We start from the raw sequence: 24,916 nt of genomic DNA, 5'->3' as shown, positions 1-24,916 counted from the left end.
CCCTTCCTGTTCAACCGATTTTTTCGTAAAAGAAGCTTTGTTTCATCTTTAATCCAAATCGTTCTGGTTGGAAAATTTGTTCCGTTCCTCCAACGAACAGAATACCGCCTGGTTTTAATGCCTCGACGAACGAACGATAGACATGTGCTTTCGCTTCTTCCGTAAAATAAATCAGTACATTACGGCAGATGATTAAATCAAAACCGGTATCGTACCGGTCGCCTAACAAATTATGTTTACTGAAACGAACAAGTCGTTTGATTTCTGGAACAACTTCGAATGTCTGCTCCTGCTCGATGAAATATTGCTTTTTCCGCGCTTCTACGACCTCATTCAATGCGGAAGCTCCGTATCGACCAAGCTTCGCTTTTTCAAGGACAAGCTCATCCAAATCCGTTGCTTGAATCGTAAAAGCCGACGAATCGAGTCGTTCACTTAAGATCATCGCTAGGGAATACGGTTCCTCTCCCGTCGAACAGGCAGCACTCCACGTTCGAATTCGTCCATGTGCACGTGATTCCAAGACCGGTAAGATGTCTTGCTCCAATTGTTGCCAACGTATCGGATTACGGAAGAATTCACTGACATTAATCGTCATCCGATCTAGAAATTCTTCGTATAACGAGGTACTTTTGTCCATTGCCTGCATATAGGATGCAAACGTACTGTACCCTTTTTTGTCACGTAACGCCGTCAACCGTCGTTTCATCTGTGCTTCTTTATACTGACCGAGATCAATCCCTGATTTGATCTTGAATCTTTGAATGAAAAGTTCGTAATCTTCCAAATGGCACACCTCGCTCACTCTCGATATCAAATGGTCATCTCTTTGACCGGTTCAACTTATTTTCTATAGTAGCATAAAGCTATAGGCATTCCAAAAAGCAATTAACCAATCCGGTCAGTCCGTTTTACAAGAATACGACAAAAGGGATTCGATTGACTCGAATCCCTCCCCGCTTGTCCTACTATTCATGTATTAGACATTAACTGGCTGTCCTTGAAACCAAAGACCCAGCTCACGCTCCGCACTTTCGATACTGTCTGAACCATGAATGACGTTCTCACTCATCGTGTTCGCAAAATCACCACGGATCGTTCCAGGTGCTGCTTCAAGTGGTTTTGTTTTTCCGATCATCAAACGAGAAACGGCAACGACGTCTGCCCCTTCAACACGCAGAGCGACGACAGGACCTGACGTCAGGAAAGTGACCAACTCTCCAAAGAATGGTTTCTCCGCATGTTCCTCGTAGTGTGCTTTTGCGAGTTCTTCTGTAACGTTCATCATTTTCATTTCACGAATGATGAATCCTTTGCGTTCGATCCGTCCGATGATTTCCCCAATCAATCCACGTTTTACGCCATCCGGTTTGACCATTAAAAATGTCTGTTCCATCTCTAGTTCCCCCTATGAAATGCTTTTAGAAAAGCGCTTACATAGTCAGTTTACTGGCTTTTTAGAAGAACAGCAAGAAATTTTTGACAATCTTTATCCTTTTCGTTTACCAACGTAGCGCGCCACTTCTTCGAGCGATCGTTTAGCGGAAGATTTAGGTAAGGGTTCGAGCCGGTTGATGGCACGACGAATGTAAAGATCGACCGTTCGTTGTGTTCGTTCGAGTGCACCTGAAGTTTGAAGAAATGCTAGCAATGGTGCAACTTCTTCATGGGTAGGCATCGTCTCGATTTTCGAAAGACTTTCGTAAAAGGCAGCATCTTCCGCTCCATAAAAGACGGGTAACGTCTTATGTCCATGACGTAGATCCTCTGCCACTGGCTTACCAAGTTGCGTTTGATTCGCTGTGAAGTCAAGCAAATCATCAGCAATCTGAAAAGCGAGTCCGATATCTCGTCCAAACAGTCGTAACGCTTTCGTATCGGCCGCTGAACAATTCGCAACGATTGCACCTAGATGGCAACTTGCTTCAATGAGAATGGCTGTTTTTCGTTCAATTCGTTTGATATAACGTTTAATCGACTGTTCCCAATCATATTGATCATAGATCTGTTCAATCTCACCCTCGCAAATTTCACGCATTGTATGGACCATGACTTGGACCAGCTCTGGTTTTCCGACTTCTCCAATCAACCGAATCGCTTCCCCAAACAAATAATTGCCTGAATAAAGCGCCACTTCTTCATCGAAGTATTGCATAACGGTCGGTTTTCCTCGTCGTAGTTCAGCGTCATCAATGACATCATCGTGTACAAGCGATGCCATATGGACGAGCTCAAGACTTGCTGCTACACGGATCAGTTCATCGCGATCTGCCTCACCGAATTTAGAGGCTAACAATACGAACGCTGGTCGAATCCGTTTTCCACCAGCTTTCAGCAGTTGTTTTCCTGCTGCATCAATCGTTGGTTCCTCCGAAGCGATATGACTGATCAGAAAACGATCGACTAAATTAACTTCCTTCGTGACATCACGGTAGATGGAATGCAGTGACATCTCACCACTTCTTCCCAAGGTGCATCGCAGCAGCCCCACCCGCAAATGCTTTGACTTCCACTTGCATGAAGCCTGCCTGTTCGAAGAGTTGTTTCAGTTCGACACGGTCGAGGAACACTTCCGTTGATTCTTGTAACCAGTTGTATTGATCATACGATTTAGCAAGCAAACGACCTACTTGTGGCATGATTTTTCCAAAGTATAGCGAATATGCTTCTCGGAAAATCGGTGCCGTCGGTTGACTCGTTTCCAGACAGACGACCGTTCCACCTGGTTTTAAGACGCGATGCATCTCTTTAATGACCTGAAGGTAATCAGGAACGTTCCGTAAACCGAAACCAATTGTCACGAAATCAAATGAGTTGTCACCAAACGGTAAATCCATCGCATTTCCGTGAATCAATTCGATGTTTTTCATATCGAGCGCTTCTACTTTCTCCACGCCGACTTTTAACATATTCTCTGAAAAATCAAGTCCCTTGATGACACCAGTCGGACCGGCTGCTTTTGCCAGTTGAATCGTCCAGTCTGCCGTTCCACAACAAAGATCAAGACATTTAGCACCTGGGAAGACTTGCATCCGGCGCATCGTTTCGCGTCTCCACAATTTATGCAGTCGGAAGCTGATGACTGAATTCATTTGATCATAGTTCGTTGATATCGATTGGAACACTTCATACACTTTTTTTTCTTTATCTTTTGTCTGCACACTGCTCACCCTTTCCAAGATCTCATGCTACCGCCATCTGTTCGAGATGCGATAACAGTAATTTCTGTGCGACCAGATCTAGCTGCTCTGCCTGTTGTTGAATGATCTGCCGTCCTTGTCGTGTCAGCCATTCTCGTTTGGTGATTGTCGCGAGTCCTTGCATTAATCCGAACTCTGCTGTTAACCATAAGAGAACCCGTTCTTCCGTTGATTCATAGTTCATTTCGTGTAAGGCACACTTCGCTTCATTGACACGTTGAATGGTCCGTCCGAGTGAGACAAGAACCTCTTTCGGCAAACCCGCTAATTGTTCGAAGAAGTAGCTCGAGAAAAGATCTCCAGCTAATACAAGAAGCTGTCTTTCCTTCGAACCGCGTAATGTTTTATTGACGCGTTCATGCAGACGTAAGGCGACTTGTGCGAAATGAATCGCTTTGACGAGTGCTTCTGAATCTAGCTTGTCATGTTGAGCGACATCAATCAACCAACGGATCTGTTCACGATCGATGGAAGGGAAATCCACATGTCGAGCCAATCGTGTCGTTTGTTTAGTGGTGAGTGCAGTGATGATTTCATCCACGCGCAGCTCATGTTGTTCCATGCTTTTACCCCCCGATCTCCAGTGCCATCTCGTTGATGGACGTTCTTCTTTTTTAATATACCATAATCGGCGGGCTTTCACGCTTCTGAATGTCCACAAAAAAGCCGCCCGAGAAAATCTCGGGCGACTATGTAGCCGGATTACTTCACAGCATCTTTCAATGCTTTACCTGGTTTGAAGGCAGGTACTTTGCTTGCTGGAATCTCGATATCTTCTTTCGTACGTGGGTTGCGACCTTTACGGGCTGCACGCTCACGGACTTCGAAGTTACCAAATCCAATCAATTGGACTTTCTCTCCAGACTGAAGTGTCTCAGTGATCGATTCGAATGTTGATTCAACAACTTTCGTCACGTCTTTTTTTGTAAGACCTGATTTTTCGACGACTGCTTGAATGAGTTCAGTTTTGTTCATTACTTTCACCCCCTCCCAATCACTTCTTCGAGGGTAATCATACCCTATAAACGTTGCTATTACAACATTTTCGTGTAAATAACGTTCAATTTTCAGATTCTTCGCTCGATTTCTCTGAAAACACAGGTTCGCCTTTTTCGTTTATCGTGTAGCTTTGAGAATAGGCAGGAACAAAAGGTTGATCTTCATAAAGCAAATACCGAATATCCTGACCGACTTTCGGCTTTTTCTTCGCAGTTTGTACAGCTTTCTTCAACTCTGGCAAATAGTTGATGAAAAGACGACCTTGACCATCGACATAGATCGATAGCTTTTCATCTGAGTACGGACTTGGGACAGTCGGTTCTTTTTTGATGAATAACTTTTTATAGTCGAGGGTAAACTGATTTTTTCCGATGGAGCCTTTAAATGGGTACTTATCATTCTTCTTGCGATACGCATCAATTCGGACTTGAAGCTTCTGTAGTTCTTCCGCGACAAGCAAATCCATCAATTTGACAGTCGGCTTCGTCTCAACGTCGACCAACAAATAGATGAATGTTCCCCCGCCTTCAAAACTGTTCGTTGGTGGATCACTCATATAACGAGGTATCAGACGGCCCAGTTCGATTTGATAACGTTCCATGAGTGGCGTATCTGCCTCCATCGTTTTGATCGGCAAAACACCTGTGTCTTTCTGGTATGCATCGACGGCATCCTGAACGGTACGCAATTGTTGCGGATACGGCACGCGGTTCGACGGTTTCTGGCTGTCCGGAAAGAGACAACCTGATAATAACGTCACCGGAATGAGCATGAGTAGTACGAACCACTTTTTCATGCGCTCGGTCCCGCCATGACGATGAATACCATGATGATCGACGCAACGATGAAACAAACGAATGCCAAGGTTGACACGAGAATCTGCCAAATCCCTTTCAACTTCGTCCGACTGACCGTGACCAGCAAGACACTGATCGCAAAGAGTCCGATGCCAGCGAACGAAATCCACATTTTTAATAATCCTGGACTCAAGGTTTCCACCCCACTCCGTTAATCTTTCGTCGTGAAGAGATGCTCGATCTCATTTTTTTGTGGTCGTTGCATCAACTTTTTGACTTCTTCTTCCGGTGTATGACCGTCAAAGAGAACATGGTATAAAGCAGAAGTAATTGGGAGTTCACATTGTTTCGACTCTGCTAGATCATATGCAGCTTGTGTCGCACGAACACCTTCTACGACCATTCCCATGTTTTCAAGCACTGTCTCTAGTTTTTCTCCTCGACCGATGGCATTTCCCGCACGCCAATTTCGGCTATGGACAGAAGTACAAGTGACGATTAAGTCACCCATTCCTGTCAAGCCGGTGAACGTCATTGGGTTTGCCCCAAGCATCGTTCCAAGACGAGCCATCTCGACCATTCCACGCGTAATCAAGGCTGCCTTGGCATTGTCCCCGTAACCGAGACCATCTGTCATACCCGCAGCAAGTGCAATGATATTCTTCAATGCTCCACCGAGTTCTGCCCCGATGATGTCCGCATTGAGGTAGACACGGAAGTTTTCATTCGTAAACAATTCCTGCACACGACCAGCCTCTTCTAAATCATCCGATGCAACGGTCACCGTCGTCGGTTTACGTAACGCAACCTCTTCAGCATGTGAAGGACCTGTCAAGACACAAACCGCTTTACGTTTCGCCGGGTCGACCTCTGCTTCGATCAACTCAGACAATCGAAGATGTGTCTTCGGTTCGATTCCTTTTGATGCATGAATCAGGACGACTGGTTCTGTCAATAGTTCATTTAATTGACGAGAAACCGCACGAATCGCAGATGACGGTGTCACGATCAAAATATGTGTCGCGCCTTCGACCGCCACTTTGAGATCCGTCGTCGCCTTCAAGGATTGTGGCAACACGACGCCCGGCAAGAATTGCGCATTTTCATGATGCTCATTGATGCGGTCGACATTTGTTTGTTCACGACCGTAAAGAATGACTTCCTGATCATTATCGGCTAAGACGAGCGAGAGCGCTGTTCCCCAGCTTCCCGCTCCGATGACAGCGATTTTGGTCATACTGACTCACCTCATTATTGTTTTTGACGAGCTAAAATCCGGATTGGTGTACCTGTGAAATCAAATGCCTCCCGAATCCGGTTCTCGAGATATCGTTTATAAGAGAAGTGAAGCAACTCTGGATCATTGACGAACAAGACGAACGTTGGCGGACGCGACGCGACTTGAGTCGCATAGTTAATCCGTAGACGAACCCCTTTATCTGTCGGCGCAGGGTTCATAGCGACGGCATCGACGATGACATCGTTCAAGACACTTGTCTGAATCCGTTGCGCATGACTGTGCGCTGCTTGCTGAATAACTGGTAATAACGTTTGTAAACGACGTTTTGTTTTAGCTGAGACGAAGACGATTGGTGCATAGTCAAGGAAACGGAATTCTTCCCGAATCTCTTCTTGCATCTTTTTCATCGTCTTATCATCTTTTTCAACAGCATCCCATTTATTGACGACAATGATGACCGCGCGACCTGCTTCATGGGCATATCCTGCTACTTTTTTATCTTGTTCGATGATACCTTCTTCACCATCAAGAACAACACAGACGACATCTGCTCGTTCGATTGCTTTTTGAGCACGCATGACACTAAAGCGTTCTGTCGATTCATAGACTTTCCCGCGTTTTCGCATCCCTGCCGTATCGATGATGACGTATTCTTGTTCATCCCGCGTAAACGGTGTATCGATCGCATCACGTGTCGTACCAGCGATATTCGAGACGATGACACGCTCTTCACCAAGAATCGAGTTCGTCATACTTGATTTCCCGACGTTCGGACGACCAATCAAAGCAAACTTGATCGTACTTTCGTCATATTCCAACTCTTCTTTATCTGGTGCTAATTCAAGGACACGGTCGAGTAAATCACCAAGTCCAAGACCATGTGTACCAGAAATCGGGAATAAGTCCCCGAATCCAAGAGAGTAGAATTCATACATTAAATCACGCATTTCAAAGTTATCGACTTTATTGACAGCTACGACGACTGGTTTGTTCGAACGGAACAACATGTTCGCGACTTCCTCATCCGCTGCTGTGATTCCTTCGCGTCCGTTCACCATGAAAATGATGACGTCCGCTTCATCAATGGCGAGCTCCGCCTGATGACGCATCATTTGAAGTAGGGGCTCATCCCCAACTTCGATTCCACCTGTATCAATCAAATGAAAATGACGATTCAGCCATTCTCCAGTTCCGTAAATACGGTCGCGGGTAACGCCTGGCTTGTCTTCTACGATTGAAACCCGATCTCCAATCACCCGGTTAAAAATCGTCGACTTTCCGATATTTGGGCGACCTACGATCGCCACGACTGGAATTGCCATCCCAACACCTTCTTTCTCTTCTCTCGCTTCATAGCCGTTCTATTGTATCAAATCAAACTCTCATATACCATAACAAACCGCATATAAAAAGCGGACACGCTTGTGTCCGCTTTGTGTCATCCTTTATTCTTTCGTCTCTGAATCGTCTTCTGTCAAGTCAGCGACAGAAAATCCTTCTGATTGATTCGAGTAATCCGAATAGTCCTCAGAAGACCCTTCTTCCTCTTCGAGAACACGTGTCGAGAGCGAGATCTTGTGCTCATCAAGACGCACTTCGAGTACCTTCGCTTCAATTTCTTGTCCTTCTTCAAGTACTTCTGAAGGCGATCCGATATGACGGTTCGCGATTTGTGAAATATGCAAAAGCCCTTCTACCTGCGGTGCAAGCTCAATGAAGGCACCGAACTGGACAAGACGACGTACGCGTCCTTTGACAATATCCCCAGCTTCGATTTTCCCTTCCATCTGTTGCCATGGACCCGGTTGTGTTTCCTTGATCGACAATTTAACCTTTTCTGTATCACGGTCGACGCCAAGTACTTTGACTTCGACTTTCTGACCTTCCGTGACGATGTCCGAAGGACGTTCGACACGATGGTGTGCCATTTCCGAGATATGAACGAGACCATCGACGCCACCGATATCAACGAAAGCACCGAAATCTGTCAATCGTTGGACTGTTCCTTCTAGAACTTGCCCCACTTCTAGATTTTCGAGTGTCTCTTTTTTCTTCGCGTTCAATTCACCTTCAACGACGGCTTTGTGCGAGAGAATGACACGGTTCTTCTCTTGATCGAGTTCAACGACCTTGACGTCAATCGAACGACCGATGTAATCCGAGAAGTCCTCGACGTAATGCCGCTCGACAAGCGACGCTGGGATGAATCCACGGACACCGATATCAACGACGAGACCACCTTTAACGATGTCTTTCACGACAACTTCAAAGATCTCACCTGATTTATACTTCTCTTCAACTTGCTCCCACGCTTTAAGTGCATCAATTTCTCGTTTTGAGACGACGACCTCTTCATCCGTGATTTTCTTGACCTTCACTTGTAGTTCATCTCCGACGTTCAACACACCACGAATATCATCGAGATGAAGACTCGATACTTCGCTGATCGGTAAGATGGCTTCTGTTTTATATCCGATATCAATGAGTGCTTGCTTGTCTTCAATTTTCACGACCATTCCGGTAACTACCTGGTCCCGATGAATTTCAAAATCAGGCATATCTTTCATTTCTTCGACCATTCCAAAACAACCTCCTCACGATGAGTACAAGAAACGCCTGACACGTGTCAATGCGTTTATCCTGCTTCTAACTTCTTACAATTCTGACTATTTGTCAAGGTATTAAGCGTGATTGAAGTAGACGGATTTGATTTCGTCCATGATTCGATCAGAAATCGCTTTCGCAGCACCACGTTGATCACGTAAATCCGAAATATCGACCGGTTTTCCGATCGCGACGCGCATTCGTTTGAAAGGGCGATACGATCCAATGATGGCAATCGGTAAAATCTGAGCATTCGATCGTAAGGCGAAGAACCCTACACCGGGTTGTGCTGATGTGAATTCTCCTGGAGCAGAACGCGTTCCTTCTGGGAAAATGCCAACAGTCTCATCCGTATTTAACAGCTCGATTGTCCGTTTCAAGGCTTGACGGTCCCCTTGACCACGACCGACAGGATAGGTTCCTGCCGCAATCATCAGCTGCTTTAAGGCAGGGATTTTAAACAACTCCTCCTTCGCCATATAACGAACCGAACGTTTCGGTGGAATCGCACTGACGAGGAAGACGGGATCCCAATTTGAACTGTGGTTGGCACAGATGAGTAAGGAACCGTCTTTCGGAATATTCTCTTGCCCCGTCACCTTCAATCGGAAGACTGTTTTGGCTATGACCCAGACGACAAACCGCGCAATCCGATAAACGGTATCTTGACGTTTCATTTTAGAACACCTTCCGCTAGTTCCATCAGGCGATCAACGACTTGATCAATCGTCATCTCTGTCGTATCTAGATATAATGCGTCGTCTGCTTGGCGTAGAGGAGAGACTTCACGTTCACTGTCCCGTTTGTCCCGCAGCGCGATTTCTTCTTGAAGAACTGTGATATCGCTATCGATCCCACGCGCGATGTTCTCCCGGTGCCTTCTAGCTGCACGCTCTTCCACAGTTGCCGTCAAGAAAACTTTTAATTCAGCATCAGGTAATACGACTGTACCGATGTCACGACCGTCCATGACGATGCCACCCTGATCTGCTAATTTTCGTTGCGCCGTGACGAGTGCTGCTCGAACTTCTTTTTGACGAGCGACGAACGATACATTATTCGTGATTTCGATGGAACGGATCGCATCCGTCACTTCGCGATCACCAATAAAGACACGTTGCCCGTTTTCGCCTGGTGTTAAACGAATATCAAGCGATTTCATCAATTCGCCAAGCACTTCTCCGTTGTTCAGATCAAGCGATTGTTCGAGTGCTGCGAGCGTAACGGCACGATACATCGCCCCTGTATCGATATATACATAGTCAAGGCGTGCCGCCAGTTGTTTTGCGATCGTACTTTTCCCAGCACCTGCTGGTCCATCTAATGCAATTTGAATCTTCTTCATCATCCATCCAATCCTTCCATCTTCCCCATATTTGATGGGGATTCATTCTTCCGAACGTTATCATAGCAAAAAAATGCGGTCAGGTGAATGGATTCATGCCCCTTCTTGAACTTTTCATTTGCATTTGATAACAGTGACGCAATACTAGCTCACGACTTCTGTCAGGAATCATTGTAAATTGGAATGCGAGTTCATACCGTTCTTCCCGTCGATCGATACGGACGAGCTCAGCAATAACATCTAACGTACTCGAAATGCCGTCACCAGTAGGTAGAATGAATGTCATTTCCACCTCTTCCTCTTTTTGAATCGGTAACTGATCCGACAAAATCATCATGCCACCAGCCGATAAGTCAAGCGTCACCGTCGTAAACGGATCAAATTGCGTTTTATGCGGATGAACGGCGACATCGAGCATTTGTGGTACTCGAACGAATTGACGTCGTTGGATGCGCTCGATTTGATCATCACTCGGTCGCTTTAAGGCGTACCGCTGACCACGAAGTGGATCATTTTGTCGTTCCACGACGACCGTATCAAATCCAAATAATTTACCTTTTTCTTTAAAGAAGTAAAACGAAACTTCTTCGTGGTCTGACAAGATGAACGTTTTCAATGTCGCGACCTCACTTGGCGCCTCGATCCAAATCAATCGATTCGTTACGGCTGTTACTTTTGACCGTCCTTGTCGATCTTCACTATTCGAAAGCATTACTAAATCCCCGATTTCCATCATCCTACTTCGCTCCTACTTTCTATTCGATGCCATCTGAATGTTGTTTTTTTCGTTTGAATCGACGATTCAAACGGTTGGCACCTCGTACTTGAAATAATCCGATCGTCCATAAAATGATCATGAAGACGATTGGCAAAACAGATATACCACCATTTTCCAATATTAACAAATTAAATAAGATATGTGCAAATACCGGAATCGTTATCGATAAGGACAACCACCGATACGGGTGAGGCGAGAATTTCGCCATTCCCATGAAGAAACCCATGATGACAGCAAACAAAGCATGACCGGATACCGGTAGTAAAGCTCGGAATAGCATGTGTTCGACCGTTCCATTCACCATCAGATATAAGATGTTCTCAAGGGTAGCAAATCCAAGCGAGCACGCTACGGCATAGATGATCCCATCATAATAATCATTAAACCGTTGATGGATATACACGGTATAAAAGACGACGAACCATTTTGCAAACTCTTCTGTGACTGCTGTTCGAACCAATTGCACCTCTTCACGCCCACCAAACTCCGTTTGAACGATGTAGTCGATGAACATCAAGGGAAAAACGAGTAAAATTCCAAAAATGAAGCTTCGAAGGATATATCCAACGGGCTCTGATTCATGTTCGTGACGTAGATAAAAATAAGTTAGGAGTGCGATGCCTGGGGCAACTCCGGAGAAAACGATTTGAATCACGCTTCCTCTCCCCCTTTCTTCCTCTCCATAAGAATAAAGGTTTCTTGGAAAAAAGAAAACGTCCTCGTTGTTTCGGGAGGGAAAAAGGTTACAATATGGAAGAACTAATTGAATATGCTATAGAAAGTAGGTGAAGGTCTTTTGTCTTTTGACACAGACCATTTAGAATGAAATCATTATTATTAATTCATACGGGTGGAACGATTGCGATGGCGCAAGATCACTCCGGTCACGTCTTACCGAATGACATCAATCCACTGGATGCTTCACTACCTCGAGCGACGGATATCGCAAACATCACAACGCGTCATTTTTCAAATTTACCTTCTCCACATATGACGCCCGACATCATGCTACGTTTGGCACACTTCATCGACAGTGAACTTGCTAAGGAACACTACGATGGAGTCGTCATCACCCATGGGACGGATACACTTGAAGAGACCGCTTATTTCTTACATTTGACAATTGGTGCACCTGTTCCGATTGTTTTGACTGGAGCCATGCGTTCATCGAACGAAGTCGGATCAGATGGTGAGTTTAATTTGATCACGGCACTCCGTGTCGCCGTCAGTGAAGCAGCGTGTGAAAAAGGTGTTCTCGTCGTCTTTAATGGTGAGATTCATTCAGCATTCAACGTTACGAAAACGCATACGTCATCCGTCGATACGTTTAAATCGGTTCACTTCGGAAATCTTGGCATGGTGACGAAAGATCACGTTTACCTATTCAACACGCCACTTCTGAAGCAAATACATATGGTAACCTCGCTCTCTAAACGTGTTGCTGTTTTGAAAGTATATGCCGGAATGGAACCAGATTTATTACTAGCCGTGAAACAACTCGGTTACGATGGACTCGTACTTGAAGTTCTCGGTCAAGGAAACGTCCCACCGAGTATCGTCGATGCCATTGCCGAATTGATCGCAGTCATGCCGATCGTCATCGTTAGTCGATGCTTCAATGGAATCGTGCAAGATGTTTATGGATATACAGGTGGCGGTCAACAGTTAAAAGAGATCGGCGTCATTTTCTCAAATGGACTGAACTCACAAAAAGCACGACTTAAATTAATGATTGAACTCGAAATCAATGCGACCCAATCAGAACTCGAAGAGTCATTCCGGGTCGAATAAATGAAAAAACCTCTTGACTCGGAACTCATCAGTCCGAATCAAGAGGTTTTTTTAGACGTGAATTGATAGACCACGTAATCGTTCGACGAGATGATTCGCGATGTTCGCGCCATGAAAACGTCCGTTTTCAATGAATATCTTATTGGCATCGTATCCTGCTGCAACGACGCCGGCAATATAAATTCCAGGAACATTCGACTCCATCGTCTCTTCATCATGACTCGGAACACCTGTCTTGCGATCGATCGCGATACCAGCATCAGCGAACAAGCCGACGTCTGGTGTATAACCCGTCATCGCAAATACGAAATCTGCTCGGACAGTCCGCTTGTCTCCCTCCACTCGGTAAACGACTTCTTGGTCCGTGATTTCCTCGATCATCGCGTCAAACACCATCTTGACCTTTTCCGAACGAACGAGTGATTCGAAGTTCGGCAAGACCCATGGTTTGATCGACGGACTATACTCGGGTCCACGATAAAGTACGGTTACGCGTGCTCCTGCTTTTTCAAGCTCGATTGCTGCATCAACACTTGAATTCTTCCCACCGATGACGACGACATCCTGATCAAAGTATGGATGCCCTTCCGTAAAATAGTGCGATACGTGGGGTAACGTTTCTCCTGGGACGTCCATTCGGTTCGGTAACCCATAATAACCTGTCGCAAGCACAACAGATCGTGCTTCTCGCTGTTTCTTCACTCCAGAGCGTTCTGAATGGATGATGAAGCGATCCGCTTGACGTTCAATGTGCTCGACCGTCTCAAATGGACGAATCGTCAACTGCTTTCGTTTGACGACTTCTCGATAATAGACGAGTGCATCGAGACGACGTGGTTTTAATTCCTTATTGATGAACGGCACGCCACCGATTTCTAATTTTTCACTACTTGAAAAGAACGTTTGATGCGTCGGATAACGATAGATCGCTTCAACGATATTTCCTTTTTCGAGTACTTCGACGTCTAGTCCTCGATCTTGCATTTCGATCGCTGCCGATAAACCACATGGTCCTGCACCGATTACGATACAATCTAACATTCGAATATCTCCTCTTCCGGTTGCTTTTTTTATATCTTAGCAAATCTCATCAAGAGACGAAAGAAATTGCAATAGGAAAACACCCGCTCCTCATCTAGAGGAACGGGTGGTACGTATTTTTAACGTTTAATTAGACCCAACCACGGAAACGGGATGCTTCTGCCATTTTCCGCACACCTACCATATAAGCGGCGAGACGCATATCGACATTTCGCGTCTGTGCTGTCTGATAGACTTGGTTGAATGAGTTCACGAGGACCTTTTCGAGTTTCTCGTGGACTTCCTCTTCCGTCCAGTAATACCCCTGATTATTCTGTACCCATTCGAAGTAAGAAACCGTTACGCCACCACTCGAAGCAAGAACATCCGGAACGATCAAAATGTCACGTTCTGCAAGAATTTTCGTCGCTTCGTTCGTCGTTGGACCGTTTGCTGCTTCTACGACGATCGCTGCGCGGATATCATGTGCATTGTCTTCTGTAATTTGATTCTCGATTGCCGCAGGAACAAGAATATCACATTCGAGTTCAAGCAATTCTTTATTCGAGATCGTATTTTTGAACAATGTCGTAACCGTTCCGAATGAGTCGCGACGGTCCAGTAGATATGGGATGTCGAGTCCGTTCGGATCATGAAGTGCACCGTAAGCATCACTGATGGCGATGACTTTTGCACCTAAGTCATACATGAACTTCGACAAGAAGCTACCTGCGTTCCCGAACCCTTGAACGACGACGCGTGCTCCTTCAAGTGTAATGCCTTTTTTTGCTGCCGCTTCTCGGATCATGATTGCGACACCTTTCGCCGTTGCTGTTTCACGACCATGTGAGCCACCAAGAACGAGCGGTTTTCCTGTGATGAAACCAGGAGAGTTAAATTCATCGATCCGGCTGTACTCATCCATCATCCAAGCCATGATTTGTGAGTTCGTGAAGACGTCAGGTGCTGGAATATCCTTTGTCGGTCCAACGATTTGACTGATGGCACGGACATATCCACGGCTGAGACGTTCGATTTCGCGGAAGCTCATCTCACGTGGATCACAAATGATCCCGCCTTTCCCGCCGCCATATGGTAAATCAACGATACCTGCCTTCAGACTCATCCAGACGGATAATGCTTTGACTTCGATTTCCGTCACGTTTGGGTGGAAACGAATTCCCCCTTTTGTCGGTCCAACAGCATCGTTATGTTGCGCACGATATCCTGTGAAGATTTTCGTCGAACCATCATCCATTCGCACCGGAATCCGGACTGTCAACATCCGGAGTGGTTCTTTAAGTAATTCATACATTTCGTCTGGATACCCTAACTTCCCTAGTGCTTCCTTGACGATTTCCTGTGTTGCTTCCAGTACGTTCTTGCGATGATTCGCATGTTGTTGGTCAGTGATCATTCCAACGTTCCTCCCCATAAGTGGCATCCCCTATGCCGTTTCCTTGTTCGGATAAAGTATACTCTTTTCTCGAACGTAATGAAAGGGGTTACGCCCATATTTGTAAGCGCTTTCTCACTTCTTTTCCTAGGATATCAATGATTGGATTACTTGATTTGGGCGTGGCGTTCAATCGCTAATTCCATGAAATACTCGACCAATTCCGGATATTCGATACCAACTGCTCGTGCTCCGTCCGGGAATAAACTTGTTGACGTCATACCTGGCAATGTATTCGTCTCTAAAATAACTGGATTTCCGGACTCAGGAACAAGGAAATCTGACCGGGAATACCCAGCACAACCCAGTACTTGATGTGCTTTGACGGCCCACTCCTGAAGTGTTGCTGTCGTCGTCTCATCTAGTTCGGCAGGGCAGATATGCTCTGAACCTCCGATTGCATATTTCGATTCGTAATCATAAAAAGCATTCTTCGGAATGATCTCGATGACCGGTAATGCTTTTTCTGCACCTTTATGACCAACGACTGGAACCGTCACTTCGCGTCCTTTAATGAATTGTTCGACGAGAACCGCATCATCGGCTTCGAACGCTTTTGCAATCCCCTCACGTAACATCGTCTCGTCTTGTGCGATTGTCAATCCATTCGATGAACCTTCTTGTGCTGGTTTAACGACACAAGGGAATTGACCATTCCATTCTGCGATTTTCGCCTCGACATCATCTTCACGTTCTAATAATACATCACGTGCAATCGTGATACCCGCTTTATCAAAGTGAACTTTTGAACGTGCCTTATCCATCGCAAGTGCTGACGCTAACACACCTGAACCTGTGTATGGAATATTCGCAAGTTCAAGTAACGCCTGCACGCGTCCATCTTCACCAATTTTCCCATGAAGAGCGATGACAGCCACATCTACATCCAGCTGGAAGAGTTCATGTGCTCGATCAGGATGGAAATCAACAGCCGTGATTTCATGTCCTTTACTGTTTAACGCTTCCATGATTGATTTTCCACTGTTTAATGAAACCTCCCGTTCACCTGAAGTCCCACCATATAACACTGCCACTTTCATCCTACTTCACTCCTTCTTCTTACGTTCAATGATTATCATACCATCCTTCTGACCACGAAAAAATACAAAATGGTGCCACTTCTGGTAGAAGATAAAAAGGTGCGACATTACCTGACGAGGCAATGTCGCACCTGATTGATGTTCTAAATGTGGAATTGTTCCGCAATCGTGGCAATGGCTTGTTTCGATTGAATCGTTTTTCCGTACTCTGACATGACGAGCGGACTTTTCGGGCTCGGTTCCCCGTATTCTGACAAAATCGTCGTCACCGTACGCTCGAGCGCGTCATTCATTCGTTCCTGGAAATAGAGATAATAGTTGCCTTCGAAGAAATAAAGACTACCGCCTGTCTCCGTGTACGACATATGTCGTAATAACCCATGGCTCGCTTGAATGACATCTTCGAGCGAATTCAAGGCATACAAGACATGATGGACGATGTCGACCGTCATGCGAATTTCGACTTGATCAAATTCGTCATTCATCTCTTCCGGTAAATCACCTTCACGACGCACATCAACGAGCATGCCGTCATTCGGAAAGAATGTGACGAAAAATTCGAGTGTTCCTGCTGCCTGAAAACCAAAATTCGATTCAGCTTCCTCTAACAAATTGCGCAATAGAGCTTGTCCCTTCCCGATGGCCAACGTTTCTGGTCGGACATCGTGAAGTGATAACTCTTGCTTTGTAATGAAGACACGAAGGTGTCCTTGTTTCATTTGTTCAAACCTCATATAGACTCCTCCAGTCAAGACCGGAAACATAGGTGTCTCCGTTCGCTATGAACCATACTATACACCAGATACCGGAGTGAGTCGACTTAACCAACTTTTCCACGATTGATCGTCCGCACCAAGTAAGTGTGGTCCGTATCGTTCCGGAAGCTGATCGACCGCGTATCCTCCAAGTCCAATTTCAAGATTCGGAAAATCAGCCATCAAACAGTCTAATGCTTCATCAAGCAATGGTAAATGATCGGATAACGTGCACGATAAGATGACAGCTTTCGGTTGCAATTGATGTGTCACGGCTACTAAGTCCGGCACCGGAATACCAGAACCGAGGAAAATCACATCAAAACCCGATTGCCGCAAGTAGAGTGTGAAGAAGAGTAGTCCGAGCTCATGTTCTTCTTCTGGTGCACAGACACAAACGATTCGCGGCAAGAACGGATTGATCGGCATCTGTAGTGATAACGTCGAAAGACGGGCTCTTAAGAAAGCTGTTGCAAAATGTTCATGCGCAATTGTAATCTCTCCTGACTCCCATTTCAGTCCGATTTCATGTAAGAGTGGACCAACGATATCTTGAATGACTTTATCGAAACTAAACATCGAGAACGCTTTATTCATGATGTCATGCGCGTGTCGTTCTTCGAAGTTCGTCAATGCACGGAATAACTGATCTCGTAGTTCGACTCCGTAATCATGGGGCACTTCAGCTCGATTGACAGGCATCTCATATAATTGAATTGCCTTTGAAACCGACAATCCTTCTTTTTGTTTATCGACGATCCAACGCAATTTCGCAACGTCACTATCACTATAAATGCGATGCCCGGATTCACTTCGATCCGGATCAAGCACTTGATATCTCCGCTCCCAAGCACGAATGGTCGTCGGGTTGAGTCCCACCAACGCAGCGACTGCTTTGATATTGTATTTCCCACGATCCATGCATCGTGCCTCCTTCCCCTTCCTTTCTAGTATACGCTGAAAGGAAAAAAATCTCCGTTCACAATGTGCCTTTACATCATGAAACCGATGGAGACGAAGGCGATGATGATCGTGATCATGAGTACCGTTAGCGTGATTGCTAGCGGATTTTTTCGAAATGGTTGCTTCAGTCGTTCATTTCGAACGTGTTCGATTCGCGAGGAACGTGGTGGTAAGAGTTGCTCCTCTTCGTTCTGATGTAACCGCCGTTGATCTTGTTTACTCAATGTTCATCACCTTTTCTTGAAAAAAATAAGGATATTTTCTAGTTTACACCGAATCTAGTGATGAAAAAAAGACTTGTTCTAAACGCTTTTTCCAATTTACCGGTTGAAGCACCTTACTCTTCACGGGATCCTGCCATTCGATCGTACCGCATATATCACAACAACGTGGCTGAACGATTGCCGGTTCATCAAAATGATGCAATAACATCTTACGGCGACATTCATTCCGGTGAATATAGTCCATCATCTGGCTGACTTCTCGTCCTTTGAGCTGTTTTCGTTCCACCTGCCATTGCATGATACGTTCCTTCGACCAGCCATTCTCAAGTTGTGATTTCAGTAACCGATATGCTGGATCTTCCGGATTGAGGTGTAGACGAGTCTCGATTTTCGTGTAGGACTCACCTCTTCTCACCCCTTGTTGTAACTGATCAATCCAAAGGACAGGCGCATATTGTGTCTCAATCAGAAAGGTTTGTAATTGTTCATCCTGAGGAGCATAAAGCAAGATCGCCGTCGCCTCTTTTCCGTCCCGACCGGCACGTCCGATTTCCTGCATATAAGCTTCAAGTGTCGCCGGCATCGTATGATGGATAACTGTACGAACGTTTCCTTTATCAACACCCATTCCAAATGCGCTCGTACAAACGAGACAGTCCATTTCATCATGAAGAAACTGTTGTTGAACAAGCTGACGGTCTTCCATCGTTAATCCGGCATGATAGTAGGTTGCCCCTTCAATGATTCCTGCAATCCGTTCCGCTTCTTTACGCGTTGTCGTATAGATGACACATGGACGAACGATACGTGTCATCCAACGGTCGAGTGCTGCGTCTTTTTCTTCTCGATCGACGCGATCCACGATGTATTGGATTTCCGGTCGATTGACGGAACGACGGATGACATGCGGTTCTCGCATCTGCAATTGTATTCGGATATCTCGTTCGACAGCTTGAGTCGCTGTTGCGGTTAAGGCGAGGCACTGCGGAAAACCTAGTTCCCGGCGAATTTGCCCAAGTCTTGCATACTCAGGTCGAAACTCGTGTCCCCACTGCGAGATACAGTGGGCTTCATCGACGACGAATAGCGCGATGTCGACCTGTTTCAGACGAGCCCGTATTTGTGGTAACGCAAGTTGTTCCGGTGATAAGTAGAGATACCGTAGATGTTCGAGTACGGATAAGATTTGCTCTTTTTCTTCTCGCGTCTCAACAGATGTTAATTTTGCGACAGAACGTTCTCCCCGACGTTTGATTTGCATGACTTGATCCTCAATCAAAGAGAGCAGCGGAGACAAAATCAATGTCAGTCCCTCTCCTTTTACATACGAAGGAAACTGATAACAAACAGACTTTCCTCCACCTGTCGGTAAAATTGCTAACGTATCTGTTCCATTCAGGATGGACTCGATGATTTGGCGTTGTCCAGGTCGAAACGCTTCATAACCGAAATGTCGATGCAATAACGCTTCCATTAACTTCCCTCCCATTTACTACGAGCTAAGACCAATCGAATTTGAAAATAGGATACGTCTGATTGCATCGCGCTTTTGATTCGCTTGAGCGCATAAGTTTTGAGTTGTTGTGCGATATGTCGAATTTCTTCTTGTTGAGCCGTATCAACGAAATGATCTAACGGAAAAGTGGGTGCATACATTGCAATTTCAACAAGATGGTCTTCCATCGTGCTATTTTTTAGACGTCTTCTGACCGCAACATCTTCAACAGTGAGTCCTTGTTGCAATAATTCCCAAGTCGTTTGAGCAGATTGCGTCATCTTCGGAGTATGGAGACCGGCTCCGATTTGTTGAATGAGCGGTGTACTTTTTAAGTCATTGATGCATCTTCGCCAAGCTATGATAAATTCGAACTGGACCGTCTCGACATCTACCTTCATCATTCGTGCCAATTGAGGATATGACCACCCCGTTTGCACACCTGATAATCGATGACTGATCAATGTCGCATCTCGTTCCGGTAAGCGCTCAAGGAGGAGCGTCAATTCTTGATACATCTGCGCTAACCAATCTGCTCGATTCGAGATGGTCGGAAGAACACTCTTGACCCACTCCCGAACGATCGTCTCTTGTTGCACGGGAATGAATGGTTGTTGCGCTTCTAGACAAATTACCGTTTGAACGAGAAGACTGAGCCGTTTCCACATCATTTCGGCATATCCCCGAAGTTCACCACCAAGTTGATCAATGATTACTCCCTCCGTTTGTCCTACTAGTCGAGCGCCTTCGCTCGTCAGTCGAAGTGTCTCTTGCCGTTCGATCCACTTTTTCTGAGCGAGTTCCGTTAAAACCGACTCGAATCGCTGTTTACTGACTAATACGGTACCGAACGTCGACTCTAAATCATAAAAATGAGCATCTTGCAGAGAAGTTGCTGACTTCTTCCCTTGAAAAACATGATAAAGACTCCGGTCCGAGCGTTCGTCTCGAAGACGCTGAATCGATTCTAGAAAAATGCGCTCTAGTAATGAAATTTCCATCTGCCACGCTCCTTTCAAATATATAGTGTTTATCGATTTGAAGATGATACCTCATCCATTTTCTTTTCGTTACGTTTTAGACATACTGTTTGCGGGCATGTGATGATATATACATTTTCTGTTATCACTTACGCTTCGTCATTGAAATGCAACGATGAGTCCGATACAATGACATATAGATGAGAACAGCGTGTTTCAATAATGTTTTCGTATAGAGAGGAGACCGTTCAATGGCTAAATTTACGATTGTCGACAAAGATACTTGCATCGCTTGTGGTGCTTGTGGAGCAGCGGCACCAGATATCTATGATTATGATGATGAGGGTTTGGCATATGTCATTCTTGATGATAACAATGGTACTGCCGAAATTCCAGAAGCATTATTCGACGATATGATTGATGCATTTGAAGGATGCCCGACGGATTCAATCAAAGTAGCAGATGAATCGTTCGAAGGCGATGCGTTAAAATTCGAATAAGTGAATAAAAAAAGATGTTTCCTTGCGAAACATCTTTTTTTGTTGGTCTTTTATTCACGCGATATATCTATCAATCATTAAAAAAACCGGATGTCGCCATTTGGCAACATCCGGTTTCTAAGTGGTAAAAAATTTAGCGTTTTCCTTTGATATATGGTACACCAACAGCTTTTGGTGCATCCGCCCGACCAACGACACCAGCGAGTGCTAGGATCGTCAAGAGATACGGTGCAATCAATAGATACACTTGCGGAATTTGATCGAGTAACGGCAATTGCTGACCGATGATTGAAATCGCTTGAGCGAATCCGAAGAATAGTGCAGCACCCATAGCCCCGAGTGGATTCCATTTTCCGAAGATCATCGCCGCAATCGCGAGGAACCCTTGACCGAGGATCGTCGTGACACTGAAGTTCAGTGAGATCGATGTCGCATAAACAGCACCAGCAAGACCACCGAAACCACCAGAGATCATGACACCGATGAAACGCATCTTCGTGACGTTGATTCCCATTGTATCTGCTGCCATCGGATGTTCCCCGACAGAACGTAAACGAAGACCAAATGGCGTCTTGAAAATGATGTACCACGCGACGAAGGCAAGGATGATCGCGATATACGATGTGTAGTAGACGTTCGCGAAGAACATCTTCAGCACAGGAATATCGGACAAGAATGGCACGTTCTCTTTTGAGATTCGGTTTGGAATCGAATCCGTTTGTCCTTTTCCGTAAAGCGCCCGGACGAGGAAGATGGCAAGACCGACTGCAAGCAAGTTGATCGCAACTCCAAGAACCGTTTGATCAGCCCGGAAAAGGATTGCCGGAATCGCAAGGAAGAGCGAGAAAACTGCTCCGACGACAATCGCAATGAGCATCGCAAGCCAAGGACTCGCAGCACCCAAGCCCATTTTTGATAGCGTCAATGCCGTGACGACACCCGTGAAGGCACCCATGACCATTAAACCTTCTAACGCGATGTTAACGACGCCAGAACGCTCACTGAAAATGCCGCCAAGTGCTGCAATGATCAACGGAGCCGAATAGGCAAGTGCGATTGGCACGATGATATAAAGTACTTCAAGAAAGCCCATTACTGACCGGCTCCTTTCGCTTTTTTAGATTCTTTCTTAACTGCGAACTTCTCGATGACGAGACGAATCGCGTATCCAGAAGCCACGAAGATGATGATGAACGCAATGATAATTTTGATCAGTTCCGGTGGAATACCAATCTGTTGCATCGACAGACCACCGATATTGAGTCCTGCAAATAGTAATGCAGCGAGCACGACGCCGATCGGATTATTCGCACCTAACAAGGCAACCGCGATCCCGTCGAATCCAACACCAGTGAAGGACGCATTCAGCGTCATGTTTTGGAACGTCCCAAGACCTTCCATCGCCCCAGCAAGACCAGCGAACACACCTGAGATGACGAACGATAAGATGATATTGCGGTTAACGCCCATCCCTGCATATTCAGCAGCATTCTTATTGAATCCAACAGCTCGAAGTTCATAACCGAGTGTTGTTTTCCAAAGAATAAACCAGAAGACGAGTGCAGCGATGATTGCGATGAAAATTCCGTTATGAAGACGTGAGAAATCCGTGATCTCTTGTAAGAACGGTGACGCAAGTGATGCTGATTCCTTGATTGTCTCCGTCCGCTCATTCGTAATGCCGATGACGTGACGTAAAATATCGTTCGTGACGTATAACGCGATATAGTTCATCATGATCGACGTGATGACTTCATGTACGTGGAATTTCGCTTTTAAGATACCAGGAATCGATGCCCAAAGCGCACCTGCTAAACCTGCTCCAATCAAAGCGAGTGGTAAATGAACAACTGTCGGCAAATCAAACTTGATTCCAATCCAGACTGCAACCATCCAGCCGACGAGCACTTGACCTTCGACACCGATGTTAAAAAGTCCTGTCCGAAAAGCAAACGCGACAGCAAGACCCGCGAAGATCAATGGAGCCGCCGCACGCAATGTTTCGCCGATGCTGTACGGTTCGCCAAAAATACCATAGAATAATTGATCAAACCCAGCAATCGGATCATACCCACCAATGAGCATGACGATTGCCCCGACGACCATCCCAAGCACGATGGAAAGAATCGGAATGAGGATGCCGTAAAAACGCTCTAACTTCATGAATGACCTACCTCCTCTTTCTTACCGCCGGCCATCAGGAAGCCAAGCTCAATTTCGTTCGTTTCTTTCGGATCCAAGAAGGCCACTGTTTTTCCTTCATATAACACGGCAATCCGGTCAGAGACTTGTAGAATTTCTTCGAGTTCGAATGAAATCAACAAGACAGCACGACCTTTTTCGCGCTCAAGAACCAATTGTTCATGAATGAACTCGATTGCCCCAACATCAAGACCACGAGTCGGCTGAGCCGCAATCAGCAAATCTGGTGACCGATCGACTTCACGCGCGATGATCGCCTTCTGTTGGTTACCACCAGACAAGGCACGAGCGAACGTCTCTGGACTTGGAGTTCGGACGTCGAACTTCTCGATGAGCGTTTTGGCTTTTTCCATGACTTGTTTATAGTTCATGATGCCTGCTTTTGAGTACGGTTGTTTGTAGTAGGTTTGTAAGACCATGTTATGTCCAATCGAATAATCAAGGACAAGTCCATGTTTATGTCGGTCTTGCGGGATGTGACCGACACCTGATTCCGTTACTTTCCGTGGCTTCAGGTTTTTAATCGATTTGTTGTTGAGGAAGATTTCGCCACTGTCTGCTTTACGAAGACCTGTAATGGCTTCAATCAATTCCGTTTGTCCGTTTCCGTCGATTCCTGCAATTCCAACGATTTCTCCGGCACGAATGTCGAGATTCAATCCATCGACTGCTTTGATGCCACGACCGTCCTTGACGACTAGATTCTTGATATCGAGAACGAGTTCTTGTGGAGTTGCCTTGGAATACTCCGCATTAAAGTTGACTTCACGACCTACCATCATTTCAGCAAGACGCGACTGTGTCATCGTCTCATCAATATCGACCGTGCCGATATATTTACCACGGCGAATCGTCGTACAGCGATCAGCTACTTCCATGATTTCTTTCAGTTTATGCGTAATGAGGATAATCGACTTTCCTTCCGCAATCAAGCGATTCATGATTTGAATCAATTCTTTGATCTCTTGCGGTGTCAAAACAGCAGATGGTTCATCAAAGATCAAGATGTCTGCCCCACGGTACAACGTCTTCAAAATTTCAACACGTTGTTGCATTCCGACTGAAATATCCTCGATTTTTGCATCAGGATCAACAGCAAGACCATACTGTTCAGAAATCTGGCGTACCTTTTCACGCGCCGATGCACGATCAATCTTAATCCCTGTACGTGGCTCTGCACCTAAAATGATGTTTTCAGTAACAGTGAAATTTTGAACGAGCATGAAGTGTTGGTGCACCATGCCGATTCCAAGATCATTCGCGACGTTCGGACTCGTAATATTGACTTTTTCACCACGTACACGAATTTCTCCAGCCTCAGGCTGATACAAACCAAATAAGACGTTCATCAGCGTCGATTTTCCGGCACCGTTTTCACCAAGTAAAGCGTGAATCTCACCTTTCCGAAGCTGGAGCGTGATATTATCATTTGCGACGAAATTGCCAAACTCTTTTCTGATGTTCAGCATCTCAATGACGTATTCCAAGAAAATCCACTCCCATGTTTAGTTTAAAAGGGGAGTCGCA

28 protein-coding genes are annotated in these 24,916 nt (G+C 45.6%); 2 read left to right on the top strand and 26 right to left on the bottom strand.

Annotated elements, in window-relative coordinates:
• Positions 1–10 precede the first annotated feature (10 nt).
• From Q9R23_RS03860 to prsW, 15 genes are all read right to left on the bottom strand, one after another.
• A complete protein-coding gene (locus Q9R23_RS03860) occupies positions 11–787 on the bottom strand; it encodes a CheR family methyltransferase (RefSeq protein ID WP_035407169.1) in 777 nt (258 codons plus the stop codon).
• Positions 788–979: 192 nt separating this feature from the next.
• Entirely contained in the window at positions 980–1,396 is a 417-nt protein-coding gene (gene ndk, locus Q9R23_RS03855; protein ID WP_214854435.1) for a nucleoside-diphosphate kinase, read from the bottom strand.
• A gap of 93 nt (positions 1,397–1,489) precedes the next feature.
• A complete protein-coding gene (locus Q9R23_RS03850; protein ID WP_311246430.1) occupies positions 1,490–2,452 on the bottom strand; it encodes a polyprenyl synthetase family protein in 963 nt (320 codons plus the stop codon).
• 1 nt (position 2,453) lies between these two features.
• Positions 2,454–3,161 carry a demethylmenaquinone methyltransferase gene (locus Q9R23_RS03845; RefSeq protein WP_035407160.1) on the bottom strand — a complete coding sequence of 236 codons (708 nt, stop codon included), beginning with the start codon at positions 3,159–3,161 and terminating at the stop codon, positions 2,454–2,456.
• A gap of 22 nt (positions 3,162–3,183) precedes the next feature.
• The gene (locus Q9R23_RS03840; protein ID WP_290784292.1) at positions 3,184–3,762 is read right to left on the bottom strand and encodes a heptaprenyl diphosphate synthase component 1; all 579 of its coding nucleotides are present in this window, start codon (positions 3,760–3,762) and stop codon (positions 3,184–3,186) included.
• A gap of 140 nt (positions 3,763–3,902) precedes the next feature.
• Positions 3,903–4,175: an HU family DNA-binding protein gene (locus tag Q9R23_RS03835; protein ID WP_012370671.1), complete on the bottom strand. Its 273-nt coding sequence runs from the start codon at positions 4,173–4,175 to the stop codon at positions 3,903–3,905.
• Between the two features lie 85 nt (positions 4,176–4,260).
• Positions 4,261–4,995: a hypothetical protein gene (locus tag Q9R23_RS03830; RefSeq protein WP_035407154.1), complete on the bottom strand. Its 735-nt coding sequence runs from the start codon at positions 4,993–4,995 to the stop codon at positions 4,261–4,263.
• Positions 4,992–5,189 (bottom strand): DUF2768 domain-containing protein, encoded by a 198-nt coding sequence (locus Q9R23_RS03825; RefSeq protein WP_231496841.1) that lies wholly within the window; start codon positions 5,187–5,189, stop codon positions 4,992–4,994. The genes Q9R23_RS03830 and Q9R23_RS03825 overlap by 4 nt, the downstream gene beginning before the upstream one ends.
• Positions 5,190–5,207: 18 nt before the next feature.
• The gene (locus tag Q9R23_RS03820; protein ID WP_035407152.1) at positions 5,208–6,233 is read right to left on the bottom strand and encodes an NAD(P)H-dependent glycerol-3-phosphate dehydrogenase; all 1,026 of its coding nucleotides are present in this window, start codon (positions 6,231–6,233) and stop codon (positions 5,208–5,210) included.
• A 14-nt stretch (positions 6,234–6,247) separates the two neighbouring features.
• Entirely contained in the window at positions 6,248–7,558 is a 1,311-nt protein-coding gene (der, locus tag Q9R23_RS03815) for a ribosome biogenesis GTPase Der (RefSeq protein ID WP_029342014.1), read from the bottom strand.
• A gap of 123 nt (positions 7,559–7,681) precedes the next feature.
• Positions 7,682–8,815 carry a 30S ribosomal protein S1 gene (gene rpsA / locus Q9R23_RS03810; RefSeq protein ID WP_056062180.1) on the bottom strand — a complete coding sequence of 378 codons (1,134 nt, stop codon included), beginning with the start codon at positions 8,813–8,815 and terminating at the stop codon, positions 7,682–7,684.
• Between the two features lie 102 nt (positions 8,816–8,917).
• Positions 8,918–9,517, bottom strand: coding sequence for a lysophospholipid acyltransferase family protein (locus tag Q9R23_RS03805; protein ID WP_311246429.1), 600 nt, complete (start codon positions 9,515–9,517; stop codon positions 8,918–8,920).
• Positions 9,514–10,188, bottom strand: coding sequence for a (d)CMP kinase (gene cmk / locus Q9R23_RS03800; protein ID WP_290759148.1), 675 nt, complete (start codon positions 10,186–10,188; stop codon positions 9,514–9,516). The genes Q9R23_RS03805 and cmk overlap by 4 nt, the downstream gene beginning before the upstream one ends.
• A 76-nt stretch (positions 10,189–10,264) precedes the next feature.
• Positions 10,265–10,921 carry a flagellar brake protein gene (locus Q9R23_RS03795; RefSeq protein ID WP_035407143.1) on the bottom strand — a complete coding sequence of 219 codons (657 nt, stop codon included), beginning with the start codon at positions 10,919–10,921 and terminating at the stop codon, positions 10,265–10,267.
• A gap of 19 nt (positions 10,922–10,940) precedes the next feature.
• Positions 10,941–11,618 carry a glutamic-type intramembrane protease PrsW gene (gene prsW / locus Q9R23_RS03790; protein WP_035407140.1) on the bottom strand — a complete coding sequence of 226 codons (678 nt, stop codon included), beginning with the start codon at positions 11,616–11,618 and terminating at the stop codon, positions 10,941–10,943.
• Between the two features lie 167 nt (positions 11,619–11,785).
• Between prsW and Q9R23_RS03785 the strand changes: the two genes are divergently transcribed.
• Entirely contained in the window at positions 11,786–12,754 is a 969-nt protein-coding gene (locus Q9R23_RS03785; RefSeq protein ID WP_311246428.1) for an asparaginase, read from the top strand.
• A 51-nt stretch (positions 12,755–12,805) separates the two neighbouring features.
• Here the strand turns inward: Q9R23_RS03785 and Q9R23_RS03780 are convergent, their stop codons facing one another.
• The 8 genes from Q9R23_RS03780 to Q9R23_RS03745 form a co-directional block, all read right to left on the bottom strand.
• Positions 12,806–13,795: a YpdA family putative bacillithiol disulfide reductase gene (locus Q9R23_RS03780; protein ID WP_056062188.1), complete on the bottom strand. Its 990-nt coding sequence runs from the start codon at positions 13,793–13,795 to the stop codon at positions 12,806–12,808.
• Positions 13,796–13,925: 130 nt separating this feature from the next.
• Positions 13,926–15,191 (bottom strand): Glu/Leu/Phe/Val family dehydrogenase, encoded by a 1,266-nt coding sequence (locus Q9R23_RS03775; RefSeq protein WP_214854451.1) that lies wholly within the window; start codon positions 15,189–15,191, stop codon positions 13,926–13,928.
• Positions 15,192–15,337: 146 nt separating this feature from the next.
• The gene (locus Q9R23_RS03770; protein ID WP_311246427.1) at positions 15,338–16,270 is read right to left on the bottom strand and encodes a D-alanine--D-alanine ligase; all 933 of its coding nucleotides are present in this window, start codon (positions 16,268–16,270) and stop codon (positions 15,338–15,340) included.
• Between the two features lie 143 nt (positions 16,271–16,413).
• Positions 16,414–17,004 carry an adaptor protein MecA gene (locus tag Q9R23_RS03765; RefSeq protein WP_214854455.1) on the bottom strand — a complete coding sequence of 197 codons (591 nt, stop codon included), beginning with the start codon at positions 17,002–17,004 and terminating at the stop codon, positions 16,414–16,416.
• A gap of 57 nt (positions 17,005–17,061) precedes the next feature.
• The gene (locus Q9R23_RS03760; protein ID WP_035407123.1) at positions 17,062–17,946 is read right to left on the bottom strand and encodes a MerR family transcriptional regulator; all 885 of its coding nucleotides are present in this window, start codon (positions 17,944–17,946) and stop codon (positions 17,062–17,064) included.
• A gap of 71 nt (positions 17,947–18,017) precedes the next feature.
• A complete protein-coding gene (locus Q9R23_RS03755) occupies positions 18,018–18,212 on the bottom strand; it encodes a hypothetical protein (RefSeq protein WP_035407120.1) in 195 nt (64 codons plus the stop codon).
• Positions 18,213–18,255: 43 nt separating this feature from the next.
• Complete coding sequence (locus tag Q9R23_RS03750; RefSeq protein ID WP_290759161.1) at positions 18,256–19,686, bottom strand: RecQ family ATP-dependent DNA helicase; 1,431 nt, start codon at positions 19,684–19,686, stop codon at positions 18,256–18,258.
• On the bottom strand, positions 19,686–20,708 hold the full coding sequence (locus Q9R23_RS03745; RefSeq protein WP_311246426.1) for a YpbB family protein: 1,023 nt from the start codon (positions 20,706–20,708) through the stop codon (positions 19,686–19,688). The genes Q9R23_RS03750 and Q9R23_RS03745 overlap by 1 nt, the downstream gene beginning before the upstream one ends.
• A gap of 230 nt (positions 20,709–20,938) precedes the next feature.
• On the opposite strand from Q9R23_RS03745, the gene Q9R23_RS03740 reads away from it, so the two are divergent.
• Positions 20,939–21,187, top strand: a complete 249-nt coding sequence (locus Q9R23_RS03740; RefSeq protein ID WP_029342027.1) for a ferredoxin — start codon at positions 20,939–20,941, stop codon at positions 21,185–21,187.
• 133 nt (positions 21,188–21,320) lie between these two features.
• Here Q9R23_RS03740 and Q9R23_RS03735 read toward each other — a convergent pair whose 3' ends face one another.
• The 3 genes from Q9R23_RS03735 to Q9R23_RS03725 are packed head-to-tail and all read right to left on the bottom strand — an operon-like array spanning position 21,321 to position 24,876.
• Positions 21,321–22,280: an ABC transporter permease gene (locus Q9R23_RS03735; protein ID WP_035407114.1), complete on the bottom strand. Its 960-nt coding sequence runs from the start codon at positions 22,278–22,280 to the stop codon at positions 21,321–21,323.
• Entirely contained in the window at positions 22,280–23,350 is a 1,071-nt protein-coding gene (locus Q9R23_RS03730; protein WP_035407110.1) for an ABC transporter permease, read from the bottom strand. The genes Q9R23_RS03735 and Q9R23_RS03730 overlap by 1 nt, the downstream gene beginning before the upstream one ends.
• Positions 23,347–24,876 (bottom strand): ABC transporter ATP-binding protein, encoded by a 1,530-nt coding sequence (locus tag Q9R23_RS03725; protein ID WP_035407107.1) that lies wholly within the window; start codon positions 24,874–24,876, stop codon positions 23,347–23,349. Before Q9R23_RS03725 ends, Q9R23_RS03730 begins: the two co-directional genes overlap by 4 nt.
• Between the last annotated feature and the right edge of the window lie 40 nt (positions 24,877–24,916).

Source organism: Exiguobacterium sp. BRG2 (assembly GCF_031844245.1).
In the GTDB taxonomy this organism is placed as follows: domain Bacteria; phylum Bacillota; class Bacilli; order Exiguobacteriales; family Exiguobacteriaceae; genus Exiguobacterium_A.
This window is presented reverse-complemented; position numbering and strand designations above follow the sequence as displayed.

Bases quoted from the DNA above. Each gene is read 5' to 3' on its own strand.
- ndk (WP_214854435.1), bottom strand. From the start codon at position 1,396: ATGGAACAGACATTTTTAATGGTCAAACCGGATGGCGTAAAACGTGGA.
- Q9R23_RS03850 (WP_311246430.1), bottom strand. From the start codon at position 2,452: ATGTCACTGCATTCCATCTACCGTGATGTCACGAAGGAAGTTAATTTA.
- Q9R23_RS03840 (WP_290784292.1), bottom strand. From the start codon at position 3,762: ATGGAACAACATGAGCTGCGCGTGGATGAAATCATCACTGCACTCACC.
- Q9R23_RS03835 (WP_012370671.1), bottom strand. From the start codon at position 4,175: ATGAACAAAACTGAACTCATTCAAGCAGTCGTCGAAAAATCAGGTCTT.
- Q9R23_RS03830 (WP_035407154.1), bottom strand. From the start codon at position 4,995: ATGAAAAAGTGGTTCGTACTACTCATGCTCATTCCGGTGACGTTATTA.
- Q9R23_RS03820 (WP_035407152.1), bottom strand. From the start codon at position 6,233: ATGACCAAAATCGCTGTCATCGGAGCGGGAAGCTGGGGAACAGCGCTC.
- der (WP_029342014.1), bottom strand. From the start codon at position 7,558: ATGGCAATTCCAGTCGTGGCGATCGTAGGTCGCCCAAATATCGGAAAG.
- rpsA (WP_056062180.1), bottom strand. From the start codon at position 8,815: ATGGTCGAAGAAATGAAAGATATGCCTGATTTTGAAATTCATCGGGAC.
- Q9R23_RS03805 (WP_311246429.1), bottom strand. From the start codon at position 9,517: ATGAAACGTCAAGATACCGTTTATCGGATTGCGCGGTTTGTCGTCTGG.
- cmk (WP_290759148.1), bottom strand. From the start codon at position 10,188: ATGATGAAGAAGATTCAAATTGCATTAGATGGACCAGCAGGTGCTGGG.
- Q9R23_RS03795 (WP_035407143.1), bottom strand. From the start codon at position 10,921: ATGATGGAAATCGGGGATTTAGTAATGCTTTCGAATAGTGAAGATCGA.
- Q9R23_RS03785 (WP_311246428.1), top strand. From the start codon at position 11,786: ATGAAATCATTATTATTAATTCATACGGGTGGAACGATTGCGATGGCG.
- Q9R23_RS03780 (WP_056062188.1), bottom strand. From the start codon at position 13,795: ATGTTAGATTGTATCGTAATCGGTGCAGGACCATGTGGTTTATCGGCA.
- Q9R23_RS03775 (WP_214854451.1), bottom strand. From the start codon at position 15,191: ATGATCACTGACCAACAACATGCGAATCATCGCAAGAACGTACTGGAA.
- Q9R23_RS03770 (WP_311246427.1), bottom strand. From the start codon at position 16,270: ATGAAAGTGGCAGTGTTATATGGTGGGACTTCAGGTGAACGGGAGGTT.
- Q9R23_RS03765 (WP_214854455.1), bottom strand. From the start codon at position 17,004: ATGAGGTTTGAACAAATGAAACAAGGACACCTTCGTGTCTTCATTACA.
- Q9R23_RS03760 (WP_035407123.1), bottom strand. From the start codon at position 17,946: ATGGATCGTGGGAAATACAATATCAAAGCAGTCGCTGCGTTGGTGGGA.
- Q9R23_RS03750 (WP_290759161.1), bottom strand. From the start codon at position 19,686: ATGGAAGCGTTATTGCATCGACATTTCGGTTATGAAGCGTTTCGACCT.
- Q9R23_RS03745 (WP_311246426.1), bottom strand. From the start codon at position 20,708: ATGGAAATTTCATTACTAGAGCGCATTTTTCTAGAATCGATTCAGCGT.
- Q9R23_RS03740 (WP_029342027.1), top strand. From the start codon at position 20,939: ATGGCTAAATTTACGATTGTCGACAAAGATACTTGCATCGCTTGTGGT.
- Q9R23_RS03735 (WP_035407114.1), bottom strand. From the start codon at position 22,280: ATGGGCTTTCTTGAAGTACTTTATATCATCGTGCCAATCGCACTTGCC.
- Q9R23_RS03730 (WP_035407110.1), bottom strand. From the start codon at position 23,350: ATGAAGTTAGAGCGTTTTTACGGCATCCTCATTCCGATTCTTTCCATC.